The organism is Nocardioides sp. JCM 18998 (genome assembly GCF_055391535.1).
On the sequence record NZ_AP043886.1, the window covers coordinates 2,044,588 to 2,060,507 of the forward strand.

Below are 15,920 nucleotides of genomic sequence, written 5' to 3' on the forward strand. Positions count from 1 at the left end.
GTGCCGAAGGATCACCCGTGGTGGAGACGCTGACCGACCGTGGAACCGTGCTGTGCCGAGGGTGCGGCGTGACGGGGCTCGTCTCCGTGCTGGACCTCGGCCGCCAGGCGCTCTCCAACGAGATGGCGCTGAGCCAGGAGGGTGTCGACGCCACCTTCCCGCTCCACCTGAGGGTGTGCCCGGAGTGCGGGCTCGGTCAGCTCGGCGAGTTCGTGCTGCCGGAGCGGATCTTCTCCCGCGACTACCCCTACCAGTCGTCGGTGAGCACCTCGTGGCTCGCCCATGCCGGGCGCTACGTGGACCAGATGACGGCCCTGCTCGGCCTCGGGTCGGACGACCTGGTGATGGAGGTGGCCTCGAACGACGGCTACCTGCTCTCGCAGTTCGGCGGGACCGGTGTACGTACGCTCGGCATCGAGCCGGCCGGCGGCGTCGCCGACATCGCCCGCTCCCGTGGCGTGGACACGGTCAGCGAGTTCTTCGGGATCGAGCTGGCGGAGCGTCTCCTCGCCGAGCACGGGCATCCGAGGCTGATCGTGGCCAACAACGTGATGGCCCACGTTCCCGACCTCGTCGACTTCGTCGGTGGATTCGCGGCCCTGTGCGACGACGAGACGGTCATCACCGTCGAGAACCCGAGCTTCCTGGGGCTCATGCAGCTCACCCAGTTCGACACGATCTACCACGAGCACTTCTCCTACCTGAGCGCGCACGCGGTCGCCGCTGTGGCCCAGCGGGCCGGCCTCGAGCTGTGGGACGTGGAGCAGCTGCCGACCCATGGCGGCTCCAACCGCTACTGGCTGGCGCGTGCGGGCGTCCGCGAGGTCTCCGAGCGCGTCGCGGCGGCCATCGAGGCCGAGCTGGCCGGCGGCCTGCTCTCGCCGCAGCTGTGGGAGGCCTTCGCGCAGCGCGCGCTCGCCGCTGTCGACGGGCTGCGCTCCTGGCTCGACGAGCGGCGTGAGCTTGGCCGCTCGGTCGCCGGCTACGGTGCCGCGGCGAAGGGCAACACCCTGCTCAACGCGGCCGGTGTCGGTCCCGCGGATCTGTGCGTGGTCGTGGACGGGAGCGCCGACAAGCAGGGCAAGTTCCTGCCCGGGAGCCACGTCCCGGTGCTGGCGCCGGACGCGCTCGCGACGTCGGCCGCCGACGACGTGCTGGTGCTGCCGTGGAACATCGGGCAGGAGATCCTCCCGCTCGCCCAGTCCTCCCTGCCCGAGGCCGAGGTGTGGGTCGCGATCCCCGAGATGCGCCGACTCTCGCGATGATCACCGAGCTCGCCCTGACCGGCGCCTACCTCCTCGAGGGACGCTACGCCGCGGACTTCCGGGGCGGCTTCCGCAAGGTCGTCGACTGGCCGACGGACGGCGGCCCGGACGAGGCACGCACCGTCGACGAGGTGGCGGTGTCGTCCAACGACGTTGCCGGCACCCTGCGCGGGCTGCACTTCCAGGCCGAGCCCCACGCCCAGACCAAGATCGTGTGGGTCGCGGCGGGCGCCGTCCACGACGTCGTCGTCGACCTGCGGGCGGGCTCCCCGACGTACGGCCGGTGGATCGCGGAGGAGCTGAGCGCGGAGAACAACCGGGCCCTCTACCTGCCGGCGGGTGTCGCCCACGGCTTCCAGACGCTGGTCGACCACACCTCGGTCGTCTACCTGATGTCCGGCGCGTACGTCCCCGAGAGCGCGCGCACCCTGCGCTGGGACGACCCGACGCTCGGCGTCTCCTGGCCCCTCGACGTGGCCCGCATCTCCGATGCGGACCGCGACGGTCACTCCTGGGGCGACTTGTAGAGATAGAGGGTGAACTCCCACAGCGGGTAGTCGTGGCGCAGCGTGACCCACCGGGTGAGGCCCTTCGCGAACCGGAACATCGCCTCCGGCTCGTGGTGGTAGTTCAGCTCGCGCTCGAAGTTCACGTAGCTCGACAGGAAGTTGATCGCCACGCCGCGCTCGCACAGCGCGAACATCCGCTCGAGCATCCGCTGGGAGAACGCGAGGTTGTCCTCCAAACGGTAGTTGAGCGCACCGGAGAGGACGAACCAGTCGTGCCGCTCCGCGAAGTCGTCGGCGAGGATGTCCTGGCACAGGAAGCGGGCGTCGGGCCGCAGCTCGCTGGCCTGCGCGACCAGCGACGGCGTGATGTCGATGCCCGTGTACGTGACGTCGGTGAACCGCCCGTCGAGGTACGGCGCGAGGTCGCCGAAGCCGCAACCGACGTCGCAGACCGAGCTGTTGCTGAGGTCGCCGATGTCGCTGAGCACCTCGAAACGCAGCATCTGGTCGGTCGTCGCGTTCCAGCCGAGGGTGTTGACGTCGTGGCCGAGCTTGGCGTAGCGCTCCTCGTAGAGCGCGATGATCGCTTCCTTCTCCGCAGGCAGCATGACGGCCCTTACCGGGTACGGTCGATCAGGGCGCGCAGGCGACGCAGCCCCTCGGCGATGTCCTCGAGCGACTCGGTGCCGATCGAGACCCGGACGAACTCGTCGCAGGACTCGCCGTAGCCGATGCCGGGGACGACCGCGACCTTGTCCTCCATCAGCAGCCGCATCGTGAACTCCTCGGAGGAGAGCGTGCTCGGCGCGGTCGAGACGAAGAGGTAGAAGGTGCCGGTCCCGGGCAGGGCCACGAGGTCGAGGTCGCGCAGCATCGCGGCGACCTGGTGGCGCTTGCGCACGACGTCCCGGATCTGGGGACGGGTCACGTCACGGATGTCCTCGAAGTGCTCGGCCACGTAGTACTGCAGGATGCTGGCCGGGCAGGTCAGGATGTGCTGGTTGATCTTGAGGATCTGATCGATCATCTCGGGGCGGCTGATGACATAGCCCAGCCGCCAGCCGGAGATGCCGAAGTTCTTCGAGATCGAGTTGCAGACCGCGACGTTGCGCTTCTCCGGATCGAACCGGCCGAGCGACTGGAACGGCTCGTCGAGGACGAAGTCGCTGTAGGCCTCGTCGGCGAGGACGTGGAGACCGCGGCGACGGGCGAGGTCCACGAGGTACTCCAGGTCCGCACCCGACATCACCTCGCCGCGCGGGTTGTGCGGGTTGTTGATGATGATCGCCTTGGTGCGCGGCGTGATGGCGTCCTCGTAGGCGCTCAGCGGGGCGTCGTACGGCAGCGTCACCGGCACGCCGTAGCAGAGCCGGATCTGCTCGGGGTAGCTCACCCAGGTCGGCTCCTGGACGATCACCTCGTCGCCCGGATCCAGGATGCTCATCAGGGTGAAGTGGATCGCCGCCTTCGACCCGGCCGTGATCAGGATCTCCGTCTCCGGGTCGACCTCGACGCCGTACTCGCTGGCGTAGTGCGACGCGATCTGACGACGCAGCGCCGGCAGGCCCCGCGAGTGCGAGTAGTGCAGGACGTCGGGGAAGGGCAGGTCGTCCATCGACTTGAGCGGGATGTCGAAGAACGCCTCGCCCAGGGAGAGCGTGATGACCTTCTCGCCCTGCGACTTCAGGTCGTAGACGAGGTTGTTGTAGCGGATGGACATGGCTTGGGTCGCCGCGTCGGCCACACGGGAGAACCCCGGCGCATCGTAGGTCGTCATGTGGTGCTCCTTGGTTGTGCTGCGGGCCAGAGCCGCCATGCGTTGGCGAGCAGGAGGTCCTCGAGGTGGTCGCTTCCCACACCCATCTCGTCGGCCAGTCGTACGGATTCCTGAAGCTGTTCGTCGGCAGCGGCGCTCGGCCAGTCGGATCCGAAGAGCAGGCGGTCGGGGGAGTAGCGCAGGTAGCGCTGCATCGGGCGGAGCAGGTCGGAGCCCGCGTAGTACGACAGCGAGACGGAGAAGTCGAAGTGCACGTTCCTGAGCCCGCCCGCGTGCGCCCGGAACGCCCAGGACTCGTAGCCGCCGCCGTGGGTGGCCAGCACCGCCGTGTCCGGCAGCGCGGTGGCCAGGGCGATCACCAGCGGGAGGCTGATCTCGTGCTGGAGGTTGGTCCCCCACGGGAAGCAGTGCACCATCAGCCCGCGCGGGGGCGGGTCCAGCGCACGGATCCGCTCCACCAGCGCGGGGATGTCGGTCGCCGTGAGGCCGTGCAGGACGGGATGGATCTTGAACCAGCCCAGTGCGGCGAACTCGCCGGGGATCTCGGAGGGGATCTCGCCGGCGACGTCCCCGGGAAGCGGCGGCAGGTAGGGGATGACCTGCAGCCGCGCCGGCAGCCGGTCGCGATGCTCGTACGCGAACGCGACCTCGGCCGGGGTGTTGAGCACGAGGTTGGCGCCGACGAGGTCGGGCTCGTCGTCGAGGTGCGCGAGCAGCCGCTGCAGGCCGTGCTCGTCCGGGGTCGGCAGGTGCAGGTGGACGTCGAAGTAGCGCATGGGTTCAGGAGCGGGTGGTGACCCGCACCGTCTCCTTGATCCGATCCGCCCGGGACTCGACGTCGTCCCGGGTGTCCCCGAGGGTGATGAAGTAGCCCTGTCGGGTGAGGTCGTCGGTCGGGTCCGTGAGGGTGTCGCCGGCGGCGAAGAAGAGCGCGACGTCCTGTGCCAGGCCGGAGTCCTCCAGCTCCTCCATCCCGTCGACCGCCTCGACCAGGCCGGGCGCGAAGTCGAAGAACTCCAAGATCGCAGCGCGGTACGCGCTCGCCGCCGGCTCGACGGGCTCGCCCAGGAGGGCACGCAGGAGCACGTCGTAGGTATCGATGCCGCTGACGTGGCGGTTGATCATCGAGGAGATCCGGTTGCCGCCGCCGCGAGCTGCGACCTCGACGAGATAGGGCTCGCCGTCGCGCATGCGGTACTCGGCGTGGCTGATGCCGTCCTGCAGACCGAGGGTCGTGACCACTGTCGCTGCCACGGCCTCGATGCGCGCCATCGTCGCCCCGTCGTACCGAGGCGGGTACGCGAGCTTGCGCGCCACGCACGGCAGCCCGGCGTAGTGGCTCTTCTCGCTGATCGCGAGCACCTGGAAGCGGCCGCCGACGCTGAGCCCCTCCACGGTGATCTCGGTGCCGTCGATGAACTGCTCGACCAGCACGCGGCCGTCAGCGGAGACGGCCATCGCGCGATCGAAGGAGTGCCGTACCTCCTCGGCGGTGTCGCACTTGACCACGCCGAGCGAGGCCCGGCTGCTCTTCGGCTTCAGCACCACGGGGTAGCCGAGGCCGGCCGCCACCTCGATCGCCTCGGCGACCGAGGCCACCTCGGCGTACCCGGGCATCGGGGCACCGCTCCCGGCGAGCGCCTCGCGCATCGCGAGCTTGTCGGTGAAGAGTCGGGCCTGCTCGGGCAGGATGCCGGGAAGCCCCAGGGCCTCGTTGAGGTATCCGACGACCGGCACCAGGCGGTCGCTCTGGTCGGAGAGGACGAGGTCCACCGCGCAGGAGCGGGCGATCGCGAGGAGACCGTCGCGGTCGTCGGTGCTGATGTCGTACGACCTGGCGACCAATGCCTTGCCGGGCGCCTGCGGATCGAGATCGGCGACGATGACCTCCGCGCCGGTCCCGACGGCGTGCCGGATCAGGTCGAGCTGCCACGGGCCGCCGCCGAGGATGAGAATGCGTGGTGCTCCGGTCATGTCCATCTATCCGCTCCGAGTCAGGCGTTCGAGCGCCTTCAGTACGTTATCGGTCGGCTGGGACCGTTCTTGAGTGCAGTCCCACAAGGCCATGACGGTGTGTAACGTCCGCTGAGTGCTGATCTCCCCTGACCGCATCCCCGTCGCGGGCCCGTCCATCACGGACCGCGAGCCCGAGCTGGTCGCCGAGGCGGCGCGAACCGCCTGGTACGGCAACGCGGGCGCCTACAACGCCCGGTTCGAGTCGATGATGGCCGACTACGTCGGCGTGAAGCACGCGATCAGCCTGCCGCACGCCACCTCGGGCCTGCACCTGATCCTGGCGGCCGGCGGCATCGGCCCCGGGGACGAGGTGATCGTCCCCGACACCACCTGGATCGCGTCGGTCGCGCCGGTCGTGCACCTCGGTGCGACGCCGGTGGTCGTCGCGATCACCACCGACACCTGGTGTCTCGACCCGGTGGCCGTCGAGGCCGCGATCGGGCCCCGGACCAGGGCGATCATCGGTGTCGACCTCTACGGATCGATGTGTGACTGGGCCGCGCTGCGGGCGATCGCCGATCGGCACGGCCTGCTCCTGGTGGAGGACGCGGCGGAGGCGCTCGGCTCCACCCTCGGCGGTCGGCGCGCCGGCGCCTTCGGGGACGGGGCGGTCTTCAGCTTCCACGGCTCGAAGACCGTGGCGACCGGCGAGGGCGGCATGCTGGTCACCGACAGCGATGAGCTGGCGGCGCGGATCGAGGTGCTGCGCGACCACGGCCGCAGCCCGGGCGATCAGTTCTTCCGCAACCGTGAGTTCGCGTTCAAGTACAAGATGAACGCGGTCACCGCTGCCCTCGGCTGCGCCCAGATGGAGCGCATCGACCAGCTCATCGAGCACAAGCGCGCGATCTTCGGCTGGTACCGCGACCGCCTCGGTGACCTGGCCGGCGTGACCCTCAACGCCGAGCCGGTGGGCGTCGAGAACTCCTACTGGATGGTCACGGCCGTGCCGGATCCGTCGTACGGGATGGACAAGTTCGACCTGATGGCGAGGTTCGCCGAGCGCAACGTCGACACCCGTCCGTTCTTCACCCCGCTCTCCGAGCTGGGTGTCTTCTCGGACCGGCCCGAGTCGACCCGCTTCGTCGTGCCGGGCTCGCCGGACGCGAGCATCGCGGCCCGCGGGGTCAACCTCCCCTCGGGCTACAACATGGATGAGGAGACCACCGATCTGGTGTGTCGGATCCTCACCGAGATCCTCTCCCGAAAGGCCGGTGTCGCATGACGCACCCCGCAGCCAGCACGATGTCCGCCGAGCCCACGCCCCACGGAGGCTTCGGGCTGCGCGAGGCCCGCGATCCCGGCACCGCCGCGATCCTGATCGGCGGGCACTCCCACACCGAGGCGTTCGCCCAGGCGCTCGAGGACGCACCGGTCCCCGGCGCCGCGGCGATGCGGCCGTTCCCGCGCGTCGCCATGGGCGACGCGACCGAGGCCGCGAAGGCCGAGTACTGGGACGAGTTCGCGACCCTGTCCGCGGGCCGGGTCGCGGCGGTCGTCTGGTCCGGCAGCGAGCACCTGACCGACTTCCTGTTCGCCAGCGAGCCGCCCTTCCACGTCCTGCGCGACGGCGCGGTGCGCGAGAACAGCGTGCTCGTGCCCGGCTCGATGCTCTGGGACCTGTGGCATCCGGTCTTCTTCCGCCAGCTCACCGACGTGATCGCGCAGCTCGCCGCGACGGTCTCGGCGGTCTTCGTCATCGGCACGCCGCCGCCGAAGTCCGACGCGTTCGTCCGCGCTTGGCTGCGGAAGGGGCGCGACGGCTATTTCGGCCCCACGCTCGAGGCCGCGGGCCTCGACGCCGACACGGTTCCGCTGACCCTCGAGGCCGACCGGATCGCGATGTGGGGGATCGTCAGCGACATGCAGCGCATCGCCGCCGAGCAGTCGGGCGCCCACTTCGTCCCCGTGCCCGCGTCCTGCATGGATGACGACGGCCTGCTGCGACCGGAGCTCGCCTGGGACGACGTCACCCACGCGAACGGGGCCTACGGCGCCCTGTTCTGGCCCTCGATCATGGCGCGCCTCGCCGAGATGGGAATCGCAGCATGAGCCACCCCTACCGCTCCCAGCCGGCCCGTGCGTTCTGGTCCCGCGCGGTGTCCCAGGGCTTCGAGGCGCACGACGTCCCCAACGACACGACCTCGCTGTTCGAGAGCGGGGACCGGGTGATGACCGCGGGCAGCTGCTTCGCCTCCAACCTGATCCCGTGGATCGAGGCCAGCGACGCGACCTATGTCCGTACCGAGGTGCTCCCGCCCCGGTTGGCGGCGATGCCGGAGAACCTCGGCTACCGGACCTTCAGCGCCGCCTACGGGAACATCTACACCGCGCGTCACCTGCGCCAGCTGCTGCAGCGGGCCTACGGCGAGTTCCAGCCCGTGGAGGACCGCTGGTACGAGGGCGATCACGTCATCGACCCGTTCCGGCCGGGGCTGCGCTACCCGGCCGTCTCCGATGCCGAGTTCGACGCGCTGACGGCTCAGCACCTCGCCGGGGTGCGGCGCGCGGTCGAGTCCGCCACCGTCCTCGTCTTCACCCTCGGGTTGACGGAGGCCTGGGAGTCGACCATCGACGGCAGCGTCTACCCCGGCTGCCCGGGCACCATCCGGGGCACGTTCGACCCGGACCGCCACCGGTTCATCAACTTCACCGCCTCCGAGGTGCGCGACGACGTCGTCGCCGCCGTCGAGCTCGCGCGACGCAACAACCCGTCGCTCCGCGTGATCCTCACGGTGTCGCCGGTGCCGCTCGTGGCCACCGCGACCGATCAGCACGTGCTCGTGGCGACGACCTACAGCAAGTCGGCGCTGCGGGTCGCCGCCGGCGAGGTCGCCGCCTCGGTGCCAGGCGTCCGCTACTTCCCGGCGTACGAGATCATCACCGGACCTCAGGCGCCGGATCACTTCTACGAGCCCGATCGCCGCAACGTCAGCGCCGCCGGTGTTCGTACGGTGATGTCGGTCCTGTTCGGGCTCGACTCCGTGCCGACCGAGCAGAAGCCGCCGACCGACGTGGTCGACGTGCTGGCCGATCTCTCGCGACGGATCGCCGACGCGGAGTGCGACGAGGTCCTCGCCGAGCGGTAGCGCTCCGCCGGTGACGCGCCCGCCTCAGCGAGCTCTGCCTCAGCGGGCGCTGCCTCAGCGGGCGCTCGCCGAGCGCCAGGGCGCCTGGTGCGTACGGATGTTGACGGCCTCCGTCATGAAGGCGTCGTTCTCGATCCGCACCGCCTCGACCGTCCGCGAGGACTTCTCGAAGAGCGTCAGGCAGTCGAGAGCAGGGGCCCCACCCCAGTCGATGATCTCCTGGACGAGGAGCGTGCCGGCGTACCTCTCCACCAGCTCGGCGATCCGGTCGGCGGAGACCTCGAGACTGCGGCAGTGCGGTTGGCCGATCTTCCCGTCGTGAGCCTGCAGGTTGGAGTGATGCACGAACGCGACGCCGTTGGGCGTGAGTACACGGAGGATCTCCTCGACGTACGCCTCCATCACGTCGAGGTCGGCGTGCACCAGGGAGTCGAAGGAGAAGACGAAGTCGACGCTTCCGTCCTCGACGCCGACCAGCGAGAGACCGTCGTTCTGGGCGAAGCGTGCGTTCGGTGCGGTGGCGAAGGTCGCCTCGCAGGCGTCGACGCACTCCTGGGAGAGGTCGATGCCGATGTAGCGATCCGCCGCCGGGATCAGGTACTGCGTCCACCGGCCGTAGCCGGGCGCGATCTCCAGCACCGTCGAGGCCGGGAGGTGGCGATGGATACGGGGGAGCAGCGAGCCGAACCAGTGCGCCTCACTGCCGCCCCAGATCTCCGACCACTCCTCGCCGCCTGCCTCCCAGTCGTAGCTGCCGTCCCAGACAGAGGTGTTCCAGTTCAGGTCGGGCATGCGGATCTCCTTCGTTCGCCGCGGCTGCGCAGGGAGCGCGCAGCCGTTCCTCCTCCCTATCGGATCGTTCGGTCCGACCCCAATGAGAATCGCTGCGCCGGTAGGGTCTGGCGCGTGATCAACTCGGCCGTCGACCGGCTCCTGCGCATCCATCTCCTCGATGGTGCGACGGTGCTGATCTTCGGACACTCCAACGTGACGTCGGCGATCCAGCACCGGCTCGCGGAGGCGGGGATCGTGGTCCGTGCGTTCCTGGACAACAACCCGATGAAGCAGGGGAGCGCGTTCGACGGGGTGCCGGTGATCGCCCCCGACGAGATCATGGCCCTGCCCGACGTCCGTACCGTCGTGCTGATCTCCTCGCCGCACTTCGAGGTGATGCGCGATCAGCTGCGCGCGATCGGCTTCGAGGGCGAGATCCTGCGGATCATCGGCACGGACGTGTACACGACGCTGCCGACCACCGAGGAGGAGCACGTCGTCAAGGCACGTGCCGCCTACGGAGCCTCCCTGCTGGCCGACATCCGGACGCGGTTCCCGCGCCATCACCTGGTGCTCTGCCCGTTCGACGGGCTGGGTGACGTGTACTGGCTGATGTCCTACCTGCCGGCGTTCTGCGCGGACAACGACATCGAGCAGGCCGCGGCCGTGGTCGTCGGGCGCGGCTCGGAACAGGTCGTCCGGCTCTCCGGCCAGGACACCGCGGCGGTGCTCACCCATCAGGAGATGGACGACCTCATCCGCGCCGTCCTGCTCAGCGACGACGAGGGCTACACCATCGGGTTCACGCCCGATCGGTCCGGCTCGCCGCTGATCTACCAGGGCGAGTCGCTGACCCTCTTCGACTACTACCGCTCGGTCGTCTACGGCCTCGACGCCTCGGCGCTTCCCGCGGTGCCGGCGTATCTCGACGAGTTCGACAACGTGGACGACATCCCGGCCGGCACCTCGGTGATCATCGCGCCGTACGCCAAGAGCGTGATCGCGCCGCCGGCCGCCTTCTGGGACGGGGTCGTCGCCGAGCACGCCGCAGCCGGGCGCACCGTCTACACGAACGTGGCGGGCACCGAGCAGGCGCTCCCGGGGACCCTGCCCCTGCGGGTGCCGCTGTCCCAGATGGTGGCCGCCGTCGAGCACGCGGGCACGTTCATCGCGCTGCGCAGCGGGCTGTGCGACGTCGTCCACACCGCGTTGGCCCGCAAGATCGCGGTCTACCCGGACGCCTACTTCAGCACCACGGCCCACAAGGTGGCGGACTTCTTCGCGCTGCCGGAGTGGGAGGAGATCGTGGTCCCGATCGCGTAGGCGGCGATCTCCTCGTCGTCGGCGGTGCCGGCGGCGAGCGCCTGCGCGAGAAGCGGGGTGCCGGCCTGAGATCAGTGCCCGAGCCGGGTGGAGACGCGACGAAGCCCGGCACAGCGACCGAGGGCTGCGCCGGGCTTCGCCGGTGGTTGCGGGGGACCGGGGATCAGCCGGCCGCGTCGAGCACGGCGCTCGCGCTGCGCTGGGTGCCGGCGGCGTGACGGTCGGCGACGGCGGCGAAGTACGCCTCGCGACGCCGGGCCGCGCAGCCGTTCGGCTTGCCGGCGGGCTTGACCAGCTGCGGGTCGAGCGCGCTGTTCATCGCGTCGCGCAGCAGGACGAGGGCCTCGGCCCGCATCTGGGAGATGCGCGAGTCCGTGACGCCCAGCTCCTCGGCGATGTCGGCCATCGGCCGCTCGGCGAAGAAGTAGTCCTGCACGACCACCCGGAGGCGCTCGGGCAGCTCGGCGATCGCCTCCATGAGGTAGGTGAGGCGCTCCTGGTGCTCCACCAGCTGCTCGGGGCTCGGGGCGCGGGTGGGGACCAGCTCGTCGAGCGAGGCCGTCGTCGAACCCTGGAGCGAGAGCACCTGGGCACGGGAGACGTCGTCGTCGTTGGCGGTCACCTCCTCGACGCTGAGTCCGGCAGCGCTGGCGACCTCGGCGACGGTGGGGGTCCGTCCGAAGGTGCCGGCGAGGCGGGAGCGGGTCTCCTCGAGGTCACGGGCGCGACGGCGCACGGACCGGGAGGCCCAGTCGACGCTGCGGAGCTCGTCGAGGATGGCGCCGCGGATGCGGGTCGCCGCGTAGCGCTCGAAGGGCACGCCGCGCTCGGCGTCGTACGCCTGCGCGGCTTGAACGAGAGCGGTGAGGCCTGCGGAGGTCAGGTCGTCACGGCTCACATGGGAAGGCACTCGGCCCATCGTCTCTCGGACGATGTGGCCCACCAGCGGCATGTGGCTGGTGATGAGGTCGTCGGCGCGGGGGTCGCCTGCTTGCTCGGTCACGAGACAGGACTATGGCGGGTCGAGGGTCGTCAACGCGAGGGGAACGCGGGGGTAAAAGTCCCTTGTTACTCAAAACAGGACCCAGGTCCCAAACGTGACTAGTCAGACAAAACTATGCCAAGGGCGACGGGTGGGGCCAGACCGTGAGAACCGTTTGGTAGAACGATGTCTTTGCTCCCGCCCGGGACCCTCCCGGTCGGGTGGTCTGGCCGCTCGTTCGGTAACGAACATCCAGCCGGCGATCGAGGCCCGGGACCCCACTCCGAGCAGCGGCAACCCGACCGGTCGAAAGGCTCAGGATCCGGTGCCGGTGGGCGATGAGGACCCTGTCGGGCTCACCTGGTGCTCGATGGAGCCCTGAGAGGTGGTCCCGTGGAGAAGCTGTCGCTGATCCTCTGGCGTGAGCGTGAGCTGCTGGAGACGCTCGCCTACAAGCTGGAGGTCGAGCAGCTCATCCTGGCGTCCGGCCGCAGCCGCTGGCTGGCCCACTCGACCAAGGAGGTCGAGGAGGTCCTCGAGCTGCTGCGCGAGACCGAGGTGCTGCGCGCGATCGCCGCCGACGAGGTCGCCGAGGAGCTGGGCCTGGCCCCGGCCCCCACCCTCGCCGCCATCGCCGAGGTGGCCGCCGAGCCGTGGCGCGCGATCCTCGACGACCACCGCACCGCGTTCGTCACCGCGACCCGCGAGATCGCGGAGCTCTCCGAGTCCAACCGCGGGCTCATCACCGCCGGCTACCGCTCGGCGCGCGAAACGCTTCTCTCCCTCGGCGGCAACGCCGACGGCTACTCGCCCGATGGTTCCGCGGTGCTCGACGCGCCGCGCAAGCGACTCGTGGATCGGAGTCTGTAGTTCATGTCCAGCACCTTCGGCAGCCTCAACATCGCCAAGACCGGACTGCAGTATCAGCAGCTCGCCATCGACACGGCGAACAACAACATCTCGAACGTCGGCACCGACGGGTACGTCCGGCGACGCCTCGACGGCAGCGAGATCTCGGGCGCCACCGGCCCGGCGATGTGGTCGACGTACACCGGCCACGGCCAGGGCGTGACCGCCACCGGCGTTCAGCGCCTCAGCGACCTGCTGATGACCAACCGGGTGCGCAACGAGCACGCGAACCTCACCTTCCTGACCACCCAGCAGGACTCGCTCGCCCGCGTCGAGGCGAGCATCGACGAGCCGTCCGACAACGGTGTCGCCTCAGCGCTCAGCGCCTTCGGCTCGGCCTTCCAGGTCCTCACCACCTCCACGGACGGCACCGCCGCCCGTACGGGCGTGATCGCCGCCGGGCAGACCCTGGCCACCGCGATCAACACCCAGGCGACGGCGGTCGCCTCCGAGGTCTCCCAGCAGCAGGCCGCTGTCACCGAGACCGTCAGCGAGATCAACGACGACGCCACCCAGCTGGCGCAGCTCAACCACAACATCTTCATCGCGCAGGCCAACGGCAGCGATGTCAACGACCTGCTCGACCAGCGCGACAAGGTCGCCCTCGACCTGGCCAACAAGGCCGGCGCCACCATCACGGTCCAGCCCGACGGCCGCTACGTCGCCAAGATCAACGGCGTGGACCTCGTCCCCGCCGCCGGTACGGGCGCCGGCCCGGACGTCGCCTACACCCTGGCGGCGAACAACCTCTCGACCGCGGGCGACCCGACGGCCGGCACGACCCTCGACTTCAGGATCATCAAGAGCCCGGCCGTCGCGGCGGACCCGGGCGACCCGACCGCCATCCCGCCGATCCCGGCAACGGCGGCGGTCCCCGAGGTCGCCAGCCCGAACTTCAGCATCACCAACGGCGAGGCCGGCGCGGAGAGCGTGCTGCTCAACAGCACCCTCAAGGACTACACCGCCAGCCTCAACAAGATGGCCTCGGACCTGGCCACCATCGTCAACACCCAGCACGAGGCCGGCTACGACCAGAGCGGCACCGCGGGCCAGGCATTCTTTGCGACCTCGGACGGCTCGTCCACCATCACCGCCGCCAACCTGAGGGTCAGTACCGCCATCGTCGGCCACCCCGAGCTGGTCGCGGCCTCCTCGGTCCCCGGTGCGCCGAACAACGACTCCGGCAACGCGGACGCGATCAGCCAGGCCCTGCTCGGGAAGCCGACCGCCGACATATCGGCCGCGAACTCGATCAACATCAGCGACGAGTACCAGAGCATGATCACCAGCCTGGGCGCGAAGATCGCCGGGCTGAACACGCTCACCGCCAACCAGCAGTCGTTGACCGACCAGGTCGACGACCAGAACGAGCAGACCGTCGGCGTCAGCATCGACGAGGAGACCATCAACCTGATGGAAGCCCAGCGTGCCTACCAGGCGTCGGCCCGGGTCCTCAACACGATGGACTCGATCCTCGACACCCTCATCAACCACACCGGAGCCTGATCATGATCACTCGTGTGACCCAGCGGATGCTCGTCGGTCGCGAGCTCACCTCCGTCGAGGGCGGCGCGCTGCGCATGGCCAACGCCCAGGAGCAGATGACCACCGGTCGCCGGATCAACCGGATCTCGGACGCGCCCGCCGACCTCAGCGTCGCTCTCAAGGCACGCTCCGGCCTCTCGCAGAACGCCCAGTTCACGCGCAACGGCCAGGACGCGACCGCGCGGCTCTCCACGATCGACACCGCCCTGACGAGCATCACCACCCAGGTGCAGCGCGGGTATGCGGTCGCGGTCGCCGGTGCCAACCAGACCAACACCCAGCAGTCCCTGAACGCGGACGCCGACGAGATCGACCAGATCGTCAACAACGTGCTCGGCCTCAGCAACACCACCTACCTGGGCACTCCGGTCTTCGGCGGCACCACCACCGGCTCCCTCGCCTACCAGAAGGTGACCAACTCCGACGGCACGACCTCGGTGGAGTACATCGGCGACAACGGCACCGTCAGCCGGCGGATCGGCGATGACAACATCGTCCGCGTCGACTCGGCGGCGACGTCGGTCTTCGGCAAGACGCAGGGCACCAACTCCGACGGCACCTCGGTCGCCACCGGCGCCGGCACCAGCATCTTCGACCACCTCCAGGCGCTCTCCAAGGCCCTGCGCGCCGGCGACTTCACCGCGATCTCGGCGGCCCAGGCCCAGCTGAAGTCCGACACCGATCAGCTCGGGGCGGCCGCGGCCGACGAGGGTGCCCGGATGAACCAGGTCACCGCCGCCACCAACGTCGCGGCCGACACCACCCTCGCGCTGCAGACCACGCAGACCAATGTCGAGGACGTCGACATCGCCCAGGCGACGATCAACTTCCAGACCACCACGACCGCGTACCAGTCGGCTCTCATGGCGGTCAGCAAGACCAGCCAGCAGAGCCTGCTGAACTTCCTGTCATGATGCTTGCCGTGGCCACGCACGACGAGACGCACGGCGTCCCCGACATCTCAGTGATCGAGCTGGTCGATCCGATGCCGGGCTTCCCGCACGACGCCCGCTTCGAGCTCGGCCATCTGGACGACGGCGGCGTGCTCGGCACGCTGCGCTCGCTCGACCACGACGGGGTGCAGTTCCTCGTCGTCCCGGCGGTCGAGTTCTACCCGTCGTACGCCCCCGTGGTCGGCGACGAGATCGCCGTGGATCTCGGCATCACCGAGACGAGCGACGTCCTCGTCCTGCTCATCGTGCACGCCGCGGCCTCGCTCGCGGAGACCACCGTCAACCTGCGGGCCCCGCTGTTGGTCAACGTCAACACGATGAAGGCCGTCCAGGTCATCCTCGACGACGTCGACCTCCCGGTCGCGGCGCCGCTGGTCGCCTGAGCGCACCTCAGCCACCGGTCCGCCCCCTCGGTAGAAGCGATAGCGTGTTCCCATGTTGGTCCTGAGTCGTCGTGTGGGCGAGAGCGTCGTCATCGGCGACGAGGTGACTGTCACCGTGCTCGAGGTGCGCGGTGACGTGGTGCGGATCGGCATCGACGCCCCGCGCTCGGTGAGCGTGCATCGCGCCGAGCTCCTCCAGGAGCTCGCCGACTCCAACCAGGAGTCGGCCTCCCCGAGCCAGGACGCCGTCGCGTCGCTGGCCGAGGCGCTTCGACGGCGTCGCTGACCGACCTGTCAGCAGCCCTCGACCGCGCGTGTCAGCAGACCCGCGCGGAGCCGTAGGCACCCCGCCTCGATGGCGCGTCACGCGCCTCGCCGACCGTCCTGAGCATCCT

17 protein-coding genes are annotated in these 15,920 nt (G+C 69.7%); 11 read left to right on the forward strand and 6 right to left on the reverse strand.

Annotation, left to right across the window (positions count from 1 at the left end; all coding sequences use genetic code 11):
* Positions 1-17 precede the first annotated feature (17 nt).
* The gene (locus ACZ5L9_RS09565; protein WP_464536546.1) at positions 18-1,265 is read left to right on the forward strand and encodes a class I SAM-dependent methyltransferase; all 1,248 of its coding nucleotides are present in this window, start codon (positions 18-20) and stop codon (positions 1,263-1,265) included.
* Positions 1,262-1,792 carry a dTDP-4-dehydrorhamnose 3,5-epimerase family protein gene (locus ACZ5L9_RS09570; protein ID WP_464536548.1) on the forward strand — a complete coding sequence of 177 codons (531 nt, stop codon included), beginning with the start codon at positions 1,262-1,264 and terminating at the stop codon, positions 1,790-1,792. Before ACZ5L9_RS09565 ends, ACZ5L9_RS09570 begins: the two co-directional genes overlap by 4 nt.
* Here ACZ5L9_RS09570 and ACZ5L9_RS09575 read toward each other — a convergent pair.
* Genes ACZ5L9_RS09575 through ACZ5L9_RS09590 form a run of 4 tightly spaced genes read right to left on the reverse strand, consistent with a single transcriptional unit; the run spans position 1,771 to position 5,525 of the window.
* Entirely contained in the window at positions 1,771-2,382 is a 612-nt protein-coding gene (locus ACZ5L9_RS09575) for a class I SAM-dependent methyltransferase (protein WP_464536549.1), read from the reverse strand. The genes ACZ5L9_RS09570 and ACZ5L9_RS09575 overlap by 22 nt on opposite strands.
* An 8-nt stretch (positions 2,383-2,390) precedes the next feature.
* Positions 2,391-3,551: a pyridoxal phosphate-dependent aminotransferase gene (locus ACZ5L9_RS09580; RefSeq protein WP_464536551.1), complete on the reverse strand. Its 1,161-nt coding sequence runs from the start codon at positions 3,549-3,551 to the stop codon at positions 2,391-2,393.
* Complete coding sequence (locus ACZ5L9_RS09585; protein ID WP_464536553.1) at positions 3,548-4,327, reverse strand: amidohydrolase family protein; 780 nt, start codon at positions 4,325-4,327, stop codon at positions 3,548-3,550. The genes ACZ5L9_RS09580 and ACZ5L9_RS09585 overlap by 4 nt, the downstream gene beginning before the upstream one ends.
* Positions 4,328-4,331: 4 nt before the next feature.
* A complete protein-coding gene (locus tag ACZ5L9_RS09590) occupies positions 4,332-5,525 on the reverse strand; it encodes an ATP-grasp domain-containing protein (protein WP_464536555.1) in 1,194 nt (397 codons plus the stop codon).
* A gap of 115 nt (positions 5,526-5,640) precedes the next feature.
* Here ACZ5L9_RS09590 and ACZ5L9_RS09595 point away from each other — a divergent pair, with 115 nt between their 5' ends.
* Genes ACZ5L9_RS09595 through ACZ5L9_RS09605 form a run of 3 tightly spaced genes read left to right on the forward strand, consistent with a single transcriptional unit; the run spans position 5,641 to position 8,656 of the window.
* Positions 5,641-6,792, forward strand: a complete 1,152-nt coding sequence (locus tag ACZ5L9_RS09595; RefSeq protein ID WP_464536557.1) for a DegT/DnrJ/EryC1/StrS family aminotransferase — start codon at positions 5,641-5,643, stop codon at positions 6,790-6,792.
* Positions 6,789-7,619: a hypothetical protein gene (locus ACZ5L9_RS09600; protein WP_464536559.1), complete on the forward strand. Its 831-nt coding sequence runs from the start codon at positions 6,789-6,791 to the stop codon at positions 7,617-7,619. Before ACZ5L9_RS09595 ends, ACZ5L9_RS09600 begins: the two co-directional genes overlap by 4 nt.
* The gene (locus ACZ5L9_RS09605; RefSeq protein ID WP_464536561.1) at positions 7,616-8,656 is read left to right on the forward strand and encodes a GSCFA domain-containing protein; all 1,041 of its coding nucleotides are present in this window, start codon (positions 7,616-7,618) and stop codon (positions 8,654-8,656) included. The genes ACZ5L9_RS09600 and ACZ5L9_RS09605 overlap by 4 nt, the downstream gene beginning before the upstream one ends.
* Positions 8,657-8,710: 54 nt before the next feature.
* On the opposite strand, the gene ACZ5L9_RS09610 is transcribed toward ACZ5L9_RS09605, so the two are convergent.
* Positions 8,711-9,448, reverse strand: a complete 738-nt coding sequence (locus ACZ5L9_RS09610; protein ID WP_464536563.1) for a class I SAM-dependent methyltransferase — start codon at positions 9,446-9,448, stop codon at positions 8,711-8,713.
* Between the two features lie 114 nt (positions 9,449-9,562).
* On the opposite strand from ACZ5L9_RS09610, the gene ACZ5L9_RS09615 reads away from it, so the two are divergent.
* Positions 9,563-10,753 (forward strand): nucleoside-diphosphate sugar epimerase/dehydratase, encoded by a 1,191-nt coding sequence (locus ACZ5L9_RS09615; RefSeq protein ID WP_464536565.1) that lies wholly within the window; start codon positions 9,563-9,565, stop codon positions 10,751-10,753.
* A gap of 163 nt (positions 10,754-10,916) precedes the next feature.
* On the opposite strand, the gene ACZ5L9_RS09620 is transcribed toward ACZ5L9_RS09615, so the two are convergent.
* Complete coding sequence (locus ACZ5L9_RS09620; protein ID WP_464536567.1) at positions 10,917-11,756, reverse strand: sigma-70 family RNA polymerase sigma factor; 840 nt, start codon at positions 11,754-11,756, stop codon at positions 10,917-10,919.
* Between the two features lie 372 nt (positions 11,757-12,128).
* On the opposite strand from ACZ5L9_RS09620, the gene ACZ5L9_RS09625 reads away from it, so the two are divergent.
* The 5 genes from ACZ5L9_RS09625 to csrA are packed head-to-tail and all read left to right on the forward strand — an operon-like array spanning position 12,129 to position 15,811.
* Positions 12,129-12,605, forward strand: coding sequence for a flagellar protein FlgN (locus tag ACZ5L9_RS09625; RefSeq protein WP_464536569.1), 477 nt, complete (start codon positions 12,129-12,131; stop codon positions 12,603-12,605).
* A gap of 3 nt (positions 12,606-12,608) precedes the next feature.
* Positions 12,609-14,150 (forward strand): flagellar hook-associated protein FlgK, encoded by a 1,542-nt coding sequence (gene flgK, locus ACZ5L9_RS09630; RefSeq protein WP_464536571.1) that lies wholly within the window; start codon positions 12,609-12,611, stop codon positions 14,148-14,150.
* Positions 14,151-14,152: 2 nt separating this feature from the next.
* Positions 14,153-15,103, forward strand: coding sequence for a flagellin N-terminal helical domain-containing protein (locus ACZ5L9_RS09635; RefSeq protein WP_464536573.1), 951 nt, complete (start codon positions 14,153-14,155; stop codon positions 15,101-15,103).
* Positions 15,103-15,525, forward strand: a complete 423-nt coding sequence (fliW, locus tag ACZ5L9_RS09640) for a flagellar assembly protein FliW (protein WP_464536838.1) — start codon at positions 15,103-15,105, stop codon at positions 15,523-15,525. The genes ACZ5L9_RS09635 and fliW overlap by 1 nt, the downstream gene beginning before the upstream one ends.
* Before the next feature lie 52 nt (positions 15,526-15,577).
* Positions 15,578-15,811, forward strand: a complete 234-nt coding sequence (gene csrA / locus ACZ5L9_RS09645) for a carbon storage regulator CsrA (protein WP_464536575.1) — start codon at positions 15,578-15,580, stop codon at positions 15,809-15,811.
* The last annotated feature ends 109 nt before the right edge of the window (positions 15,812-15,920 follow it).